This is a genomic window from Brenneria salicis ATCC 15712 = DSM 30166, assembly GCF_003315515.1.
Lineage (GTDB): Bacteria > Pseudomonadota > Gammaproteobacteria > Enterobacterales > Enterobacteriaceae > Brenneria > Brenneria salicis.
In genome coordinates this window covers 1-17432 of the sequence record NZ_QNRY01000057.1, presented here as the reverse complement: position 1 = coordinate 17432, position 17432 = coordinate 1, and the positions used below count along the sequence as shown (strand labels likewise).

General features: G+C 50.1%; 10 protein-coding genes, 1 tRNA gene and 4 pseudogenes. 13 read left to right on the top strand and 2 right to left on the bottom strand.

The features are described 5' to 3' along the window. The 6 genes and pseudogenes from DES54_RS16795 to DES54_RS16770 form a co-directional block, all read left to right on the top strand. Positions 1 to 678 (top strand): annotated as a pseudogene (locus tag DES54_RS16795) (metal-dependent hydrolase); the annotation flags it as partial. An 81-nt stretch (positions 679 to 759) separates the two neighbouring features. Next, a complete protein-coding gene (locus tag DES54_RS16790; RefSeq protein WP_240635047.1) occupies positions 760 to 1119 on the top strand; it encodes an aldo/keto reductase in 360 nt (119 codons plus the stop codon). 362 nt (positions 1120 to 1481) lie between these two features. Beyond that, positions 1482 to 1736: a ribbon-helix-helix domain-containing protein gene (locus tag DES54_RS16785; protein ID WP_048637314.1), complete on the top strand. Its 255-nt coding sequence runs from the start codon at positions 1482 to 1484 to the stop codon at positions 1734 to 1736. A 4-nt stretch (positions 1737 to 1740) separates the two neighbouring features. Next, positions 1741 to 2055, top strand: a complete 315-nt coding sequence (locus DES54_RS16780) for a type II toxin-antitoxin system RelE/ParE family toxin (RefSeq protein ID WP_113869323.1) — start codon at positions 1741 to 1743, stop codon at positions 2053 to 2055. 182 nt (positions 2056 to 2237) lie between these two features. Further along, a pseudogene (locus tag DES54_RS16775) lies at positions 2238 to 2501 on the top strand (helix-turn-helix domain-containing protein); the annotation flags it as partial. Positions 2502 to 2562: 61 nt separating this feature from the next. Then, positions 2563 to 3130: pseudogene (locus DES54_RS16770) on the top strand (IS5 family transposase); the annotation flags it as partial. 91 nt (positions 3131 to 3221) lie between these two features. On the opposite strand, the gene DES54_RS16765 reads toward DES54_RS16770, so the two are convergent. After that, the gene (locus tag DES54_RS16765; protein ID WP_205680238.1) at positions 3222 to 9002 is read right to left on the bottom strand and encodes a hypothetical protein; all 5781 of its coding nucleotides are present in this window, start codon (positions 9000 to 9002) and stop codon (positions 3222 to 3224) included. Positions 9003 to 10105: 1103 nt separating this feature from the next. On the opposite strand from DES54_RS16765, the gene DES54_RS16755 reads away from it, so the two are divergent. The 3 genes from DES54_RS16755 (at position 10106) to DES54_RS16745 (ending at position 12936) form a co-directional block, all read left to right on the top strand. Further along, the gene (locus DES54_RS16755) at positions 10106 to 10906 is read left to right on the top strand and encodes a metal-dependent hydrolase (protein ID WP_113869331.1); all 801 of its coding nucleotides are present in this window, start codon (positions 10106 to 10108) and stop codon (positions 10904 to 10906) included. A gap of 422 nt (positions 10907 to 11328) precedes the next feature. Further along, positions 11329 to 11706 carry a CesT family type III secretion system chaperone gene (locus DES54_RS16750; protein WP_240635046.1) on the top strand — a complete coding sequence of 126 codons (378 nt, stop codon included), beginning with the start codon at positions 11329 to 11331 and terminating at the stop codon, positions 11704 to 11706. Positions 11707 to 11718: 12 nt separating this feature from the next. Then, positions 11719 to 12936, top strand: a complete 1218-nt coding sequence (locus DES54_RS16745; protein ID WP_113869319.1) for a type III effector — start codon at positions 11719 to 11721, stop codon at positions 12934 to 12936. A gap of 98 nt (positions 12937 to 13034) precedes the next feature. On the opposite strand, the gene DES54_RS16740 is transcribed toward DES54_RS16745, so the two are convergent. After that, positions 13035 to 13110 (bottom strand) — tRNA-Gly (locus DES54_RS16740). Positions 13111 to 13648: 538 nt separating this feature from the next. On the opposite strand from DES54_RS16740, the gene DES54_RS16735 reads away from it, so the two are divergent. The 4 genes and pseudogenes from DES54_RS16735 (at position 13649) to DES54_RS16715 (ending at position 17373) form a co-directional block, all read left to right on the top strand. Next, positions 13649 to 14605 carry a PLP-dependent cysteine synthase family protein gene (locus DES54_RS16735; RefSeq protein WP_169050406.1) on the top strand — a complete coding sequence of 319 codons (957 nt, stop codon included), beginning with the start codon at positions 13649 to 13651 and terminating at the stop codon, positions 14603 to 14605. Further along, positions 14602 to 15798, top strand: a complete 1197-nt coding sequence (gene lysA / locus DES54_RS16730; RefSeq protein ID WP_113869315.1) for a diaminopimelate decarboxylase — start codon at positions 14602 to 14604, stop codon at positions 15796 to 15798. The genes DES54_RS16735 and lysA overlap by 4 nt, the downstream gene beginning before the upstream one ends. A 3-nt stretch (positions 15799 to 15801) precedes the next feature. Next, a pseudogene (locus tag DES54_RS19200) lies at positions 15802 to 16737 on the top strand (LysO family transporter). Between the two features lie 15 nt (positions 16738 to 16752). Then, the gene (locus DES54_RS16715; RefSeq protein WP_169050405.1) at positions 16753 to 17373 is read left to right on the top strand and encodes an alanine--tRNA ligase-related protein; all 621 of its coding nucleotides are present in this window, start codon (positions 16753 to 16755) and stop codon (positions 17371 to 17373) included. The last annotated feature ends 59 nt before the right edge of the window (positions 17374 to 17432 follow it).

The following is a 17432-nucleotide window of genomic DNA, read 5'->3' as shown; positions in this document are numbered from 1 at the left end:
TTCCCGTTGCTGGCCGCCGTGATTTTTGCCGTCATCAAAGGACTGAACGCGCGCAGTATCCGTTTATTGACCTATGCGCTGGCTTTCAGCACCGCCTATCTTGCTTTTGGGACAGGCGGACGCCTGCTGGCCGAGCAGCGCGTTCACAACGCCATGCGCCATCAAGGGGTCGTGGTGACAGCACTGCGTGCGGTGCCGATGCCATTAAATACGTTGTTATGGCGCGTCATCGCCAAAACGCCTGACGGTAACTACTATGAATCCGTGAGTAGCTGGTTTGATGACGAGCAGCCTGAATGGGTGCGTCTGCCGCTTAACCTCGATGTCGCGCGTTTGCTGAACAATGCGCCGCTGCACGACAGGCTTCGCTGGTTCACGGATGATTGGCTGCGCTACGACATTATCGGTAATTCGCTGGTGGTCAGTGACTTACGCATGGGGATCGCTGGTCAGTACACCTTCCGCTTCAAGATGGCAGAGTGTGATGCCGATGGGAATTGGGTTGCCGTGCTGCCTGCCACCTGGCCCGGCGGCAGGTCCGGCGTGGAGGAATTGAAACCGATAATGAGGCGCATCTTTTCTCAACAACCGCCGTTGCCGCTCTCTGACTGGTCAGAAGCATCCGCTGAACGCACCTGTAAAGGTGTAGCTTCCGCTGATGCGCGGACCGCGTCATAAATGTTGATGACCTACATGTCTATCAAGGGGGAATGATGAAAACCGGTCTTACCCGCACCGAATTTCTCCGCCTTGCCGCCGGTGCTGCTTGCGGAAAAACTGAACTTCCTACAGATTAACTACGCCCTCAACGACCGCCAGGCCGAGCGGCGCATCCTGCCCCTGGCGCGAGGTTGCAGCGTGGCGGTGCTGATCAACCGTCCTTTCGGCGGCGGTAGCCTGCTGCGTAATTTTCTGCGACAGCCGCTGCCAGCCTGGGCTAGCGAATACGACTGTACCAGTTGGCCGCAATTGTTGCTGAAGTTCTGTCTAAGCCATCCCGCGGTGACCTGTGTGATCCCCGGCGCGGGAAATCCACGCCATATGCTGGATAATCTCCAGGCCGGACGCGGAAGAGAGGCGGATCAGTCGTTCCGTAAGCGTATGGTCGATTTACTCTGAGTTCCGACGCCAGAATGTTTGCTGGGTGTGTGATAGGGCGAAGAATGAGAGACGCATTGTAAGTTGGCCTGTTTTAGCGCCATATACTTTTTGAAACCTCTGACCTTTCAAATCATTCCCTTTCTTTTCATGAAAGGGACAGCAAACGAATTAGCAGCGCCTTTAAACAGCCATCAAAGCTCAATCGTCCTTCCCGATTAATATTATCTCCGCGCCAAACACAATGCGCCAATATTGCATAACCTTATGATAATAGGCTTCTTTATTTATCTAACCTATACCTAATAGCATATGACCTGACGTTGTTTTTGTATTATTTTTTTCTTATATTCAATACGAGATTCATCAATGAGGTACACACCATGTCCCGAACCACGACAATGACCGTTCGCCTCAAAGGGCCGCTGAGCGACTTCGTGGCCGCCAACGTAGGCGAAAACGGCGCTTACGATAACGTCAGCGAATACATCCGGGACTTGATCCGCCGGGACAAAGAGCGGGTAGAAGCGGAAGCATTCGCACGACTCAAGGCCGAACTGACTAACGCCTTTGCTGCACCAGAGTCTTCATACGTATCCTTGACTGCCGCAGATATCATTGCACGCAACAAGGCCTGACCGTATGGCTAGTGTTCGCATACAGGAAGCCGCCTCTTATCGTCTTGACGAGATCTACCGATACACCCGCGAGCGATGGGGTACAGAGCAAGCGAATCGCTACATTACCGGCATGTTTCAGGCATTTTCCAGGATAGAAACCCACGAGGTCGTTTCACGGCCAGTACCCGCCGAATTTGGAGTAGAGGGTTTCTTCTTTCGCTACGAGCGACATGTTGTCTACTGGCGCAGACTATCAAACGGCGATATCGGTGTCGTGACGATCCTGCACGAGCGGATGCATCAGGTTGATCGGTTTCGAGAAGACTTTGGAATTTGATGGCGGTTTGGCGGGATTATTTTTAAATGAGCTCAGGCGTACTGACTCATACTTAATCTGACATCGTGCGCCTTGCACAAACCGAGTTGAGCGATCTGCTCAATCGCCCTCAAAAAAAACAAACCACCAACCGAACTGAGCAATGCTGACATAGCACAATCCCTAATAAAGAACGACGACTGATGCGTCAAGAAGCCCAACGGATCCGCGATAAAAACCATGCACGGCGATTGATAGCCATGTTGATGTCATATCAGGGGATGACCGTCACTGAGGTTTCCAGGCTACTCTACGCCGCTCGCTCATCCGTTAGTCGGTGGATAAATTGATTAACTTTACATAGCGTTGAAGGCCTTAGAAGTATCAAACCCGGACGTGCTCCACGCTGGCCGATCGCGGATATTATTCAGGTTTTGCCACTGCTGGTACAACGAGCTCCGACTGAGGTACGCAAACAGAGCGTGGCGAACCGAGGCAAAGCAGCAGTTCAAAATCACCAATTGGAAAATGTATAACCACGCACTCCTTCAACGGGGGTCGCTGACAGTCTGGGTCAGCGATGATGACACTGCCGCATGGTACGACACCGCTGATCCTGCGCGGCGAGGCCGGCCGTTACGTTACGTTACTCCGATATGGCGATCACCGCCGCCCTGATGCTCAAGAGCGTTTTCAACCTTGCGTTGCGGACGTTGCAGGGATTTATCGATTCGGTTTTCCATCTGATGAATGTGCCGCTGCGCAGCCTGGATTACACCAGCATCAGCAAACGGGCCAAACGTGTTAACATCAATATCAAGACGCCGACACGCGGCGAAATCGCACATCTGGTCATCGATTCCACCGGATTGAAAGTCTTTAGCGAGGGGGAATGGAAGGTCAAAAAACACGGTGCTGAAAAGCGGCGGGGGTGGCGCAAGCTGCATCTGGCGGTGGACGCGGGCACACATGAGATAGTCTGCGCTGACTTGTCACTCAGCGGCGTGACGGACGCGCAGGCGTTGCCGGGGCTGATGAGCCAGACGCACAGGAAGATAAGGAAGCGCTGGCAGACGGTGCTTACGATACCGCCTGGACGGTCACTTCTGAGAAAAGGGATTTACACAGAATAGTGTACAGAATCCTCTGAATGGCCGCAATAGCGGCCATTCTTGTGATAACACCGTCTAATGTCTTTCGACCTGGCTCAAAGTCGCGTCACGTACCGCGTTGTTAAAACTCAGGTCGCCCATCACCGCAGTCCTGCCGGCATTATCCAACTGCGAGGAGAGCGTTTGTATTGCCTGCTGTTCACCGATTAAACTCATGCGCATACGTTGCAGCACCGCATCGATGTGATAGAGCTGTTGGCTTGTTTCCTCGCTGTGTCCGCCACTGATTTCCATACGCATTAGCAGCTCGTTGCGGCGGCTATTCAACTCATCCACGCGTTGGGAGGCGTCGTCCAGCTGTTGATTGGTTTCCATGCAGGCTTCCATCCCTTTGTCAGCCAGCATTATTATCGCCTGACTGAGAGAGCGTCGCTGTTGTTCAATAGTATCCAGGCTACTCAAAACCGAATTGCTCCCCTGATTCTCTACTGAGGTATATAATGCTCCTTCGGTTTGGTGCATTGTCTCAACCGAGTCGTCCAACATTGCCCTGATGTCCTTGAAAGACGTCAGGGCTTTCTGTACCGACCAAGGGGTGGCGTCTACCGGGCCTGCGTTGATCTCCGGCACTGACGGAATTTTGCTAAGTAAATTATCCAGTTGTGCGGTTAACATTTCACGAGCGTGTTGGAACATCCCGAAGGCGTTCGCTTCGCTGGCGCGCAGCGATTGCATACGCTGGGTCTTATCATCAAGTTGCTGTATGGACTGTTGTGGTTCGAGATCGAACGAGTTGCCGGACACCGCCGTTTCTTTGCGCGGCGATGGCGGCCCATACGGTACTTCTCCGGCGCTGGTTCGTTGTCCAATGGCATGAATGTTAGCCTGTTGGAGGGTTCGTAGCGGCATTTGCAGCGCCCTGTTGCCGGTCTCCAATACTTCGACGCCTTGTAAGTCGTCATACAGCCCATAGCGGAACTGAACCTCAGCTTCAAACATCTGATGTGAAGAGGAACCTGTAGAAGAAATATTCAGCATCGGCAATCCCAACCGGGTGGTAACCGGGTTTTCGTCGGTATTGTGCACTGCGATTGCCGCCAGCCGGTAGAGGTCGGGCGTGGTGCGGATTTTATCAACTACTGCGCGCCAATCCAGATTGTTCTGCGGTTCAGGCAAGCCAAGCGAGCGGGCCGCAGCCTGGTGTTCCCTGGACATCAATGCATCGTTGATGGCGAACCTCGCCTGTGGCCGCATTTCGAAGACATAACGCACCTGATTAACTTTGGGAAGGTGCTGAAAGCTACGCATAACTTGGTCGAGTCCGGGAACTTTCCGGCGCAAATCGGCGAGATCGTTCAGTTTGCTGCCCAGCCCCAGATGACCAATGGCATGGAATACTACGGTTTCCAGCGATTCACGTCCGAATAAGTTGAACTCGACGCGCGCGCCGGGGATCGCTCTGGCACGATGTTGTGCGGCGCTCTGTTCCTGCTGTCGCAACTGATGCAGCATCTCCACGCAGGACGATCGGTCGATCTCTGAGCTGGCCTGCCACAAGTGGGCCTGTGCAGATCGCGTCTCTCTGGCGGCCAGGTTGCGCTGAAATCTCAGTTCCACGCCATCCATGGCGCCGCCCGCTTCTATCGCGCGCGCCGTTGCCCCCTGGATGCAATCGATTAGGCGTGTCATCGTCGCGATGCGTTCCGTGGGCGTGGAAGGAAAATCCAGCCCGCCGAACTCTGCGATATTTTCAGGGAACACGCTGGTCAGGCGCTGATGCATCTGATCCCACTCCTGAGTGGTGATCGGCTTCGCGGCCAGCGTATCAAAGGTACGTTTATAGCTGGCTGTCGACAGGAAAGGTCCGCGGCGCGAGTCGTCCACCACGGCGTCGGTCGGCAACTGCACATCGCTGGAAGCCACGCGAATACCAGCCAATTGCAGATTGCCGCTATTGGTGGCGGCATTGATCATCCGCGCGGGGTTATTGCCGAGCGCCGAAGACAAGGCGCCCCCCATATTCAATCCGGCATTAAATTCCAGGTTGAAGTCGGTACGCCCTTGGAATTCCAGACCAATGGCTTCTTGCCAGGCATGATCCAGATGTAACTCCATTTGCCCCCAGTGGGCGCCGGCCTGAAGCGCCCCGCCCAAGCCTATCGAACCCGATGCGGCGCTGCGCCGGTTACTGGCGCTGGACGCTTCAGCAGGGGCGGAACTGGCCGATGGCCGTTGTGAGCCATAGAGCTGGCTTATACTGAACGGCGATACGTTTACGCTCAACCCGGCTGACGCGTTCAGGTTAGTTTCGAATAGATCCAGCCCAATGGAGCCACCGTTCACACCGGCGCGAAGAAGTTGCGTGGTATCGGGACCATGAACATCAAATAACAAGCGCACGAAATCAGGGATCGTGGACGGAGAAATGATCACCGCCGCCCCTTGACCATGCTGGTAGGCGGCGCCCACGTTTATATTGGCGCTGCCGCCCTGGTTACCCGTAATGTAACGGCCTGGGCGTTCGCTGTAGCTTTGCATACTGGTGCCCGTCCCCGGTTTGAAGTCGATCCCAATACCTGAAGACGTAGACGAACTAACTTTGGCATGGCGGACAAAAAACGCCACCAGTCCCGCATCGGCGTCTTTGCCGTCGCCGATTCGCTCCACGCCGAGTACATGTAAAGCCTCGCCAGTGATGCCGACGCTGAATGCGTTGAGGCGCAACCAGTCAGATGAGCCGAGTGAACCGCGCAGTTCGGCCCCGCGAGACTGCGTAGAGAAAAAGGTGCTGCGGTTGAAGAGATCAAACAGCAATTCACACATGCGTGAGGCCATCTGGTCTGGCTCGGCGTCATTTGGTAATCCCATATTCTTGAGTAATTGGGTTCGGCGCGCGGAGCCGGGTAACGTTATCTGTTCGCGGAAGGTCGCGACAACATCATCGAAAGCCTTTAACTGGGTCCAGGAGGAGAACCCCGACTTACTCAATGCCGGTAGTCTCGACGATTGCCGGGACTGCTCGGCCTGATCCAGTGTCTCGCTGCCCGAGCTGCGCAACAGCGCGTCATACTCGATCAATCCGGCGGCCAACCCCGCCGTCCGCAGACCATGCGGGGCGCCCACGTTGGCGTTGTCGGCATGGCCGTCATCAGCAGGCAGGCGGATGCCCGCTTGCTTCATTTTTTCGCTAACCTCGGACAACACGCTCAACAGTTCGGCTTCGCGAGCGCCAAGACTCTCAGGATACAGAGCCGCAGCGCTGCTCAGCGCTTGCAGGCACCGATTCATCCGCGGCAGTATGTCCTCCGTCTTGGACAGGCCCATTTTTGAAAGCGCCTTGCCCAGGCTTGAATGCTGGCGTTGCCACTTCTCAGCCAGACTAAAGGTGGGCGTAGAGGTGGTCGAAACGGGTTCATGCAGATTATCGCTAAATCCCAGATCGCCCATAATTACGCCTTCATGGAAACCAATTTTGCGCAGGTCGCGCAACATCGCTTCCAACGTCTCTTCACGCAGCGTCAGTAAGCGCTCACCTTGCTGCCGTGACAACGAAAACCTTTCATGATCGCCAGGTCCTACTGCGGAGGCGACACGGACTTCGGCCAGCGTGGGCAACGTCTGAAAAAGTTCTCTGGCTGAGCCATATGCCTGCTTTGCTTCATCATGAAAACAGGCGAGACGCTTTTCCTGCGTTGTTGGCGGCTGTGGGATGCCCAGCTTTCTTGCCACCGTCGATACGGTTTCCAATGCCGTTTTACCCAATACCTCGCGCACCAGCGCGCCTGCCTGAGCGCGCGTATTATCGGCGACGGCCCGCAGGTTGGAGGTCGGCGTTAAAGGATTGTTCGCCGTCGTACCCAGCAATGTGGTGGACACCAAAGCGTCATGATGCGGCGTGCTGATACGAGTGGGCTGCTGCCGGTTGATCTGGGCATCGGTCCCAAAGAGAAAATCTGCCGATGCGGGGGATCTGTTCGCTGGCGTAGGCGCTATGCGCGCCGGTAAACGCTGACCATCGGACGCCGTCATCGACGGTAATAACGTATGCCAGTCTTCTCCTACCTGCAACTCAAGCAGACCGGTTCTGGTGGCGCGTAAATCCGAGGGCTCGGTGGCGTCGGATAATGCGATTGGCACCGGTTCCCAGGTATCTTCCTTGCTCAGACGCTTAAGCTGAGGCGGTTGGTTATTGGTTTTGTGCAGCACATGCAGTTGGTCATCCAGTCCGACGGCTATCGCCAACGGGTTCGACAAATGAGGAAGTTTGACCGATTCGCCGTCCGCGCCTGTCTTGATTAATTGTCCTGTTTCCGTCAATGCGACGCTTTGCCGGTTACTATGCACAGCCAATGTCCGCACCGGCTCATTGAAGTGCGCGAGCGGCTGAATGCGTACTTGCACTACATCCGGCACGATCGCAAGCGGTCCACCCGCAGGATGGCGCGGCGCGGTCGCGTCTGTGTCGGCCGGCAACCAGGAGGTGCGGCCTTCCAGTTTCAATTCGACCAATTGGTGTGAATCGCCCAGGAGGGCAAAAACCGGACGCCGGTCGATGAAACCGGAGGGATTGAAATGAAGCGAAGTAACGCCGGTCAGCGGCTCGCCCCCCGGAAGTTTTAACCGTTCCCAGGACTGAGTAGGGTCGGCTTGATAATGCAGAATGCCATTGACAAGCCCTACTTGCGCATGTCCGTCAAGTTGAATGCGCGATTGCACCGACGCCTCTGACGGGGTATGCAGACCTTGGGTATGCATCAGCAACAGAGGGCGATCCAGCAGATAAGCGGGTTGTAATCGTGGCGCCCCCTCCGTTCGCTGCAAGCTCATGCGCCGTCCGTTGCGATCTTCCAGCATCACGTGGACAGTGTTGTCCTTCGCCAGCCCCATAGATGTCACGGCCCATCCATCTCCTTGCTTCAAATCGGAGGGCAACCTCAGACGCCGCGCTTCAATCGGTCCGGCGCCAATTAAACTGGCTTGATAAACGCGTCCTTTATTATCCAGAATGAGCGCCGCATCGGTACGCGGCAGCGGCAGCAGATCGACAGGCCGGGCAGGACTCTGTTCAAAGCCCTGTCCGTTGACTATCGGTCTCCACAATTCGATAGGGCGGACTAAGCCGTCTGAAATGATTGCCCCATCGTGCAGTATCAGCGCCTTACCGCCAGTGTCGACGCGTACAGTCGCGCCATTCGGAAACGAATCGATTCCAACAGGTATGCCGGTCAAGCCGCCTGCTCGCCAGAGTTGTTCGCCATTATGCAGGTAGACGCCGCCATCGGCCTGCTGCCCAATCATTCGCAGGGTCGAGCGGGGATCCGCATCCGGCAACGGTATCTGTTTCCAGCTGCCATCTATGCCTGCCTTATGCGCAACGCCGCCTCGTTCCAGATATGCCTGACCAGTAGAATCTTGCCAGATGCCGGTTAACAACCCAATCGGCGGTTCGCCAAGCCGGGCGGCGATATGGTTGGCGGTAAGGTTTCCTCCGGCGTCTTGTTCAACGAGCGGATGCACGGTTAACGCCGCCAATAGCATGCCGGGGACAGAGGTAAAAAAAGCTTCATTGCGTGGGGTATGAGGCTCAGCCACCACCGGCGCGTAACGCACCAGTTTACCGCCCTGGTCGAGATTGGATTCGCTGTGGATCGGCGGGCGTTTTGCCAGACAGGCATTAATGACCGCAGCCGCGTCATTATTGTTGTGAACGCATAAACGCCTTCCATCGCGAGATAGAGGGGTCCGTAAATTTATCGTCTGGGCATTTGTGCTCAAAACGCCGCTGCCGCGGGTGCCGGTATGTTCCTCGGCGCGAAATGATAGCGGACGCATTTCCAATCCGCGCTCATAATCCACGTTGGCTCCGACGGGAGACGGTGAAAAATATTGTGAGGGAGAGGGGTGTTGCGTGGGTGAAAGCGTTTGCGATGATTCGTTAGACTCTGGGTTTTGGGGAATAGAGACTGGAGTAAACCCGGATGAAGAAATGGTAGGCATGGTATACCTCATATTTTCGTAATGAAAGCCTTTAAGCTTCAGCCGCTTGCCGTACGGAAAAATGACATCACTGATGTGATTGACCGTATCGAGCAGCTTTACTTTGTTCTGCAACATAGTCCTGTTGGTAATTTTAATAGTGACTATTCCGCAGAAAAAGTTCCGTGACTAACATATAACATAATTAGTTAACTAATATTTTTAGTGATATCAACTGCCTTATATTAGATATCCAGCTTAACATCTCACCACTAATGAATAGACGGATAAGAATTAACCACTATGAATTTTTGAAGAATAACCTACCGAATTCTTAACAATGCGGGAGGTTAAGGCTAAATCGCGTAACAAACCCTGCAATGGCATAGCCTAATGTTTTATTTATTTAATTCCGTGGGCTTTCAATATTGTTGAAAGGTTTTTAAACACGCCGAGCAACATGTTGTCGATTTGTCTGATAGCGGTACCGCCCGCATAATTGCGTCAAAAGATAACGGCCAGCATCCTTTTTTGACGTTCAGAGGCGGGGGTTTGCACTCATACTGCCGGCTGACATCAGACTGTTTTCTGTCTACCATGTTTTGGCAACATCATCTGCTGGCAATAGTTCATCGCCGTTATCGGAGACTTTCAGCTTAAATGATGGCTTCTCCTTAAAGTGGAACGCTTTGTTAGCGCCAGTTCCAATGCTGGCGCAGCATGATGAAAACGGGGATGATTTCATCAGCACGGGGATCCAATAGCAGCACGGCAGTCATAAGCAGTTTCCTTGGGTAAAATAAAGATAAAACGCTGACGCTATTGATGACGCGTCAGCATGATGCAATAAGGAACGACACTAAACACGCTCACCGAGCAACTTCTCCACCATGCGCTGTGCGATAAGCGCTTGTTCACCGGATGTTTCCGGGGCGGTTTAATTTTGTACGCAGTCAACAAAATGCCGGGCACAACCTACGTGGCTGGTTCTCATCACTCACCCGGTGCTGGATGCGTTTACCGTCTATGGTACTCAGCTTTTCTGGCCGATCCCGTCGATCCCCGAAAGCTGGTCAGCGATCTTCATCATTGATCCTGTCTACACCGTCCCATTGCTGGCCGCCGTGATTTTTGCCGTCATCAAAGGACTGAACGCGCGCAGTATCCGTTTATTGACCTATGCGCTGGCTTTCAGCACCGCCTATCTTGCTTTTGGGACAGGCGGACGCCTGCTGGCCGAGCAGCGCGTTCACAACGCCATGCGCCATCAAGGGGTCGTGGTGACAGCACTGCGTGCGGTGCCGATGCCATTAAATACGTTGTTATGGCGCGTCATCGCCAAAACGCCTGACGGTTACTACTATGAATCCGTGAGTAGCTGGTTTGATGACGAGCAGCCTGAATGGGTGCGTCTGCCGCTTAACCTCGATGTCGCGCGTTTGCTGAACAATGCGCCGCTGCACGACAGGCTTCGCTGGTTCACGGATGATTGGCTGCGCTACGACATTATCGGTAATTCGCTGGTGGTCAGTGACTTACGTATGGGGATCGCCGGTCAGTACACCTTCCGCTTCAAAATGGCGGAGTGTGACGCCGATGGGAATTGGGTTGCCGTGCCGCCTGCCGCCTGGCCCGGCGGCAGGTCCGGCGTGGAGGAATTGAAACCGATAATGAGGCGCATCTTTTCTCAACAACCGCCGTTGCCGCTCTCTGACTGGTCAGAGACATCCGCTGAACGCACCTGTAAAGGTGTAGCTTCCGCTGATGCGCAGACCGCGTCATAAGCGTCGGGCGTGTGATCGGGCGAAGAACGAAAGTTCCTCAAGCAAAAGCCTCCGTACCTTCCGCCTTTAAGATAAAGATTTAAAACTATTATTAAGCTATTTAGGGCTTTTTCTTCCGCCAACCTCTAATTTCGTAGCAGACAGCAGCAGATGGGTCACGACTTGTTCGCCCATGACGGGTTTTGTAAAGCGCTGGATAATGCATCGGATTAGGGCGGGCTACCGCTGCGCTCAGGGAACCATTCTGCCGTCCGACGCCACTCACTGGCATAGTTTACAGCGCAGAGCTCGGGGAACTGTCTGCCATACATGTTTTTCGCGGCAGACAACGTCTTTTGTCTCCAGCCATAGTACATTTTGGATGACTTAACATTTTGATTTTAAGTCTTATCAAAGCCGAGATAACCATGACAAAGAATTTTATGCCTCGAAAACTTTTCGACGATCTCCATCATAACAACGCCACCAACGCCGGCGTACACGCTGTACATTCCCCTGACGGCATCGCCCTCACCCTCTATGTGAACGGCCCGTCGCTGACATTTCTCGCTGAAATACTCCCGTTGCAAAATACCCCGCAGGATGACGCACTACTACGCAAAATACTGGCTTATGCTTTCCCCGGCCTGCGGTTGCGAGGTGGGGCGTTAACGATCAATCCCGATGAAAAAACACTGGTTTTTTCCTACGAGCAGGTTCTAAGTACGCTGAGCAAAACCCGGTTTGAAAGCCTTCTGGCTAATTTCTCCGAAACCGCAACAGAACTGCGTCAAGCGGCGCAGCAGCTTAAATTCGGTTGAGGGGCAGCGTCTGTGGTAAATAAAATCAACGCAACCGGCGAAGCAGCCTTTACGCATGCCGTCGGTGGCGCCGGTCCGACGCCTATGCGCATGGACGCGGCCCACGGTCAACGAGCTCAGCCACCGCTGGATTCTCCGTCTACGTTGCGACTGCGAGCCTCAGCCACAGCGCCGTCAACATCCGCCGACCAGGTAGTCGGAACCACGCCGGCTGCGTCTTCCCAGCGCTCGCAGTCCCCGACAATAAACCCCATTACATTATTCGCCAAACTGATGACCGGCACCCTGACGCTGTTGGCAGGTTATCGGCTGGTCAATTATCCAGGGGATTTCGCCAAAGATCCCGGCGGTACGCTATGGGCGGCAATTAACCTGAATCAGCGAGCTACGCCGACGCATTTACAGACGGGTAACCACTCTGTTCTCAATCGCTATGGCGACTATATTCCCGATAATAGCCCCTGCTTTGGGGCGAAAGCGGAGATATCACACGACCTCCCGTCCCACGTCCAGGGCCGCTGGCGTCCCCAAAAGTCGCTGGTCGAACTGGCCGCCAACATTCAGATGCAAACGCCTCCCGCTGATGTCGCCGCGCATGAATTCGTTCACTGCTACACCCATCCTGAATTCCGGGCACGCAACGAAAAACACCCTTCGTGGCGAGCGATGAATGAAGGTCTGACCACCCACCTGACGGAAAAAATGCCGAGCACAGGCAAATTCTGGAATTTCGGTAAAGACGCCTACCACAATTTCAGATTGCCTTCGGGCGAGTCTTGGCCCCAGGCGGCGCAGCACGTTGAAAATAAAGTCAGCGAAAATACGCTACTGCGCGCGTTTTTCAGCGGTGACGACGACGCCATTAGAAAAGTATCTACCGCCGCGGCACAGGTTTATCCCCAGGTCGCTTCACAGCGGACGGTAGATCAGATTTGGTTAGCCGGTCAGTTACGCGGCTCTCAGCAACTGGCTGAATGCTACGCCGGCGCGTTACTCGCCGCCGGTCAGCCGCTGCCGGATAGCTGGACCCAAAACATGCTGCCGGTATTCACTTTCTCGGACATCTCGCCGGATCAAGCGAAGCTGATGCAACAGCAGGCACAGGCCAGCCACCAGCGTATGGGTGAGGTGTTCGATGCCGCGTTTTTTGCCGCCGATCCGAAGACGCAGAAAACAGCGCTGAGCATGTTACGCGAAGACCTGCTGATGCATTGGAAGCGGGTGCTGTGAAGGTGGTTTTCAATGGATTGCTTTGGAAACAAAAAAAGAGTTTTTCGCTCTTTTTTCATAGATCTACAGACATTAGTGGACATCTATAGAACAAGAATTGGAGCGGGAAACGAGACTCGAACTCGCGACCCCGACCTTGGCAAGGTCGTGCTCTACCAACTGAGCTATTCCCGCATGCAGCTAATTATGCTGGCTGATTAAATCTTATATAACTGTATGAATTTTATATCTATTTCACACATCACCGATTCAACGGTCAGCATTATGTACTAATTGGATCACGCTAGCAAGCCCTTTTCGTGGAAAAATGTCCCCGACTGGTAACCTAATGTAAAAACATGCTGAACCAGCGGCAGTAAGCTTCAGGGCAATCCCTGCATCACCGCCTTCATGCAACTCGAATGATTTAGAATATAGTATTAAATATATTAGTAGAACTCATTATATTTACCTATAATCACGGTTGTCATTAGCAAATTTTATTACTAATTTAGTTCCATTAATAAGTTTATAGCTCTATTTTTTTGAGTTTTCTTGGTTTAAAAAATCATAAAAAAAACAAACTCAACATCAAAATTCTTATAAAAGAAAAAATATCAATATAAAAACCCAATTTATCGCTGCAACACGCTCCTTTAGTCAGTCTTTAGCTTTCCTAATATATAAATGTCTCATATACTCTGCGCTGGATATCAATATAATGGATGATAACGTGAATATTGTCGATAATAACCAATCACTTTGTGCTCTACACTTGATTGGCAATACTCCTGTTGTACGAATTCTGGCTACAGACTATCCCGATAGTGATATTAGTATAAAACTCGAATCTTATAATCCTGGTGGATCAATTAAGGATCGCGTCGCCTTGAAAATCATTAATGATGCCGAGCGCTCAGGAAAAATAAAACCGGGCGATGAATTAATTGAGGCCACATCCGGAAATAAAGGAATTGGCATTGCATGGATAGGTCGCCTAAAGGGATATAAAGTTACTATTGTGACTCATGATCGTATAAGTAAAGAAAAGCTAGCTTTACTTAAATATCACGGTGCCAGTGTTATTGTTATGCCATCTGATGCAGCGCCAGAATCAAATAGTAATTATGTTAATGTAGCAAAAAAATATGCCAATCAAAATGGAAAATTTTTTTGTGACCAATTTTCCAATTACTCCAATACGATGGCTCATTATCTGTCAACAGCCCCCGAACTCTGGTTGCAAGGCGGACGAGAAGCTAACGTCATTATTTGTGGGGTTGGGTCGGGTGGCACCTTAATGGGAATAAACAAATATTTCAGAGAGAAAGGAAGTAAGGCCAGATTTATTATCGCTGATCCTATTGGTTCGATTTATAAGCAATACTTTTCTGGCGGAGACTATCATGCTTCCCCGTGGGAAATTGAAGGCATTGGATCGAATTTTATTCCGGGCATCATTAGAAAAGATGTTGTTGATGCCGTGTATTCCGTGTCTGATGAGGAAGCTTTTTCGACTTGCAACCTGATAAGACGTAAGGATTCTATTGACATAGGTTTATCAAGTGGTGCCGTCGTCGCTGCGGCAATGAAAGAAGCGCATCGAAATCCTAAAAGTAAAATCATGTGCATTTCCGCTGATTCTGGTGAACGTTATATTTCAAAACTCCAGCGGCAGGAGGAAGTATGAAATTACTTGATGTAGCCAAAGAAATTGCCATCTGTCATAATACTCCTTTTTATATTTATAATGAAAACAAGATAGTATCAAGAATAAATAGAATGCAATCAGCATTTAATGCATCTTATTATGACATTCTTTATGCCATGAAAGCCAATGCAAATCCTTATATCATAAAGCTAATATCTTCATACGGGATAGGTATTGATGCCTGCTCCACCGAGGAAATAGAAATTGCTATACGCTGTGGACTCGAACCGGCTAAGATTCATTATAATGCTGATTGTGTAAAAAGAGATGAGCTAAAATTTGCATTTAATAAAAAAGTCCACATAACATTAGGCTCGTTAGATACATTAGAAGAACTTGACACCGTGGCAAACGGGCAAGAAATTACGCTTCGAATAAATACTGGTGTTGGATCCGGCCATTCTATTAAAGTAGTGACGAATGGGGAAATGTCAAAATTTGGTATCCTTCCATCGGAACTTGATGACGCTTTGCGTATTTGCAATGCAAAAAAAATCAGGGTGTCAGGACTACATTCCCATACAGGTTCAGGAGAGATGACAACGAATTCATTTATCGACAATGCGGCGTTTCTTGCCGATCTCTCCATGAAATTAAACGGACTCTCTCATCTTAATTTTGGCGGTGGTTTTGGCTATGACTATGTGACCCACAACGAGTACGATCTGCATACCATAAGCGTTGCCCTTAATTTATTGAGAAGTAAAATGAATCTATCTGAACACCTAAGATTCATTATTGAGCCGGGCAGATATTTTGTTGCAGACTCCGGTAAGCTAATTGCGACTGTATGCTCGGTAAAAAAATTACCGCATCGCAACTATATTGGACTGGATACGGGATATAATCATTTTCCTCGATGTTTTTATTACAATGCCTGGCATGATATTGAAAATATTACGTCTCCTTACCAGGAAACTGAAAGCTACGATGTTGTTGGCAACCTTTGTCAGTCAGGTGACGTCTTTGCCAGGGATAGAGCACTGACGAAAACACAGAAAGGAGATCTCCTGAGTATTAATGACGTAGGTGCTTATGGGTATTCAATGAGTTCTAATTTCAACCTTCGCCAACGTCCGGCAGAGTATATAATAAGGCGCGACGGAAGTTATAAAACTATCCGCAGAGCAGAGAATTTCGATGATATTTACTCAACTTGTATTTGGAATTAAGTAATGAACATTGCCATTTCTAATTTATTACCAATTCTGATCGCATTCATTATTGGTTTCAACTTTAATAAATTCTCAAATCACATCAATATAAGAATGGCAGACAAAATATCCAACTTCTGTCTTTTCACACTATTGATTTTGATGGGCATTACCATCGGACTGATCCCCGGAATTGTTAGCAAACTGGCCGAAGTTGGGGTTAATGCAATCAGTATCGCCGTGGCATCTTCTTTATCAATCGCCATTGTGCTTAAAATTTTTTATATCAGAACGACTCACGCAGCAGAGAATAATGAAGTAAGCAATGGTAAACAACAAGCCACTTTCGATGTTATGGGATATCTTAAAGATCCATTATTGCTGGCCGGACTTGTCATTGTAGGTTTTTTTATTGGCTATAATAAGATAGCGCCCTCAGTAGACTATGACTTTATTATATCCGTATTGTTATATCTTCTAATATTTATTATAGGATTGAAACTATCATTTTCTGGATTAAGTTTGAAAGAAATTTTTGTTAATCGTCAAAACATAATAATGACTTTTCTCACTATTCTTTCATCTTATTTAGGGGCTGCATTCATTTCTCTTTTCATACCGCTTTCTCTAACACAAAGCCTTGCTGTTAGCTCCGGTTTTGGATGGTATACGTTATCAGGAATACTCTTTACTCAAATGAATGATCCATTATTATGATCTGTCGCCTTCTTATGTAATTTATTCAGAGAAGGTATTGCATTACTTTTAATTCCGACGCTTTCCAGAATCGGTAACGGAAACATTGCCATCGGTGTAGCAGGAGCAACCGCAATGGATGTAACACTTCCTATAATCGAGAAGCATTGTGGTATTTCATATGTTCCCGTTGCACTGCTTTCTGGCGGAATTATTACGATTCTTGTGCCATTTCTTATTCCTTTTTTCTATTCTCTATAATCTATGGAGGAGATCATGTTAACGACAGCAAGACTTTTCGATGACACCCCTTACAATAGTACGTTTGAAGCCAATGTTATTTATGTGGGAGAAGATTTTATTATTCTTGATAAGACACTCTTTTATCCTTTATCGGGAAATCAAAATCACGACACAGGGAAAATAAATGGCATCCCTGTCACTTATGTCAGTGTCGAGAATGAAAATGAAGAAAAAGAAGAACTATCTTTCACAGCTCCTATAAAACATTTTGTTGATACTTCTAATTTTGAAAAAGGTCAAAGCGTCAAGGGAGAAATCAATAAAGAAGATCGCTTAAAAATTATGAAATTACACGCCGCAAGTCATATTGTTGAACATTTTTTGCAGCAAATGAGTGGTTTTCTTTCTGTAGAAGGTTCTTTCGTTAATGCGGATAAAGACAGAACTGACTATAAGATGTCAGAAAACATCACGCCTGAACGTCTGGCGTCTCTTGAAACTCAGGTAAATGATTTTATATCCTCAGGAAAAGAGATCACTTTCACTAAAGAGGGAGATCTAAGATATTGGCACTGTGACAATATTGATATGCTGTGCTGTGGAACTCATGTCGCTAACACCCCCCCTGTCAGGATAGATGGCACTCCCTACTGAAAATCTAATTGGGGGTAGTGGAGCCTGACATGAAACGTTATTCACCTGAACGTAAAGCT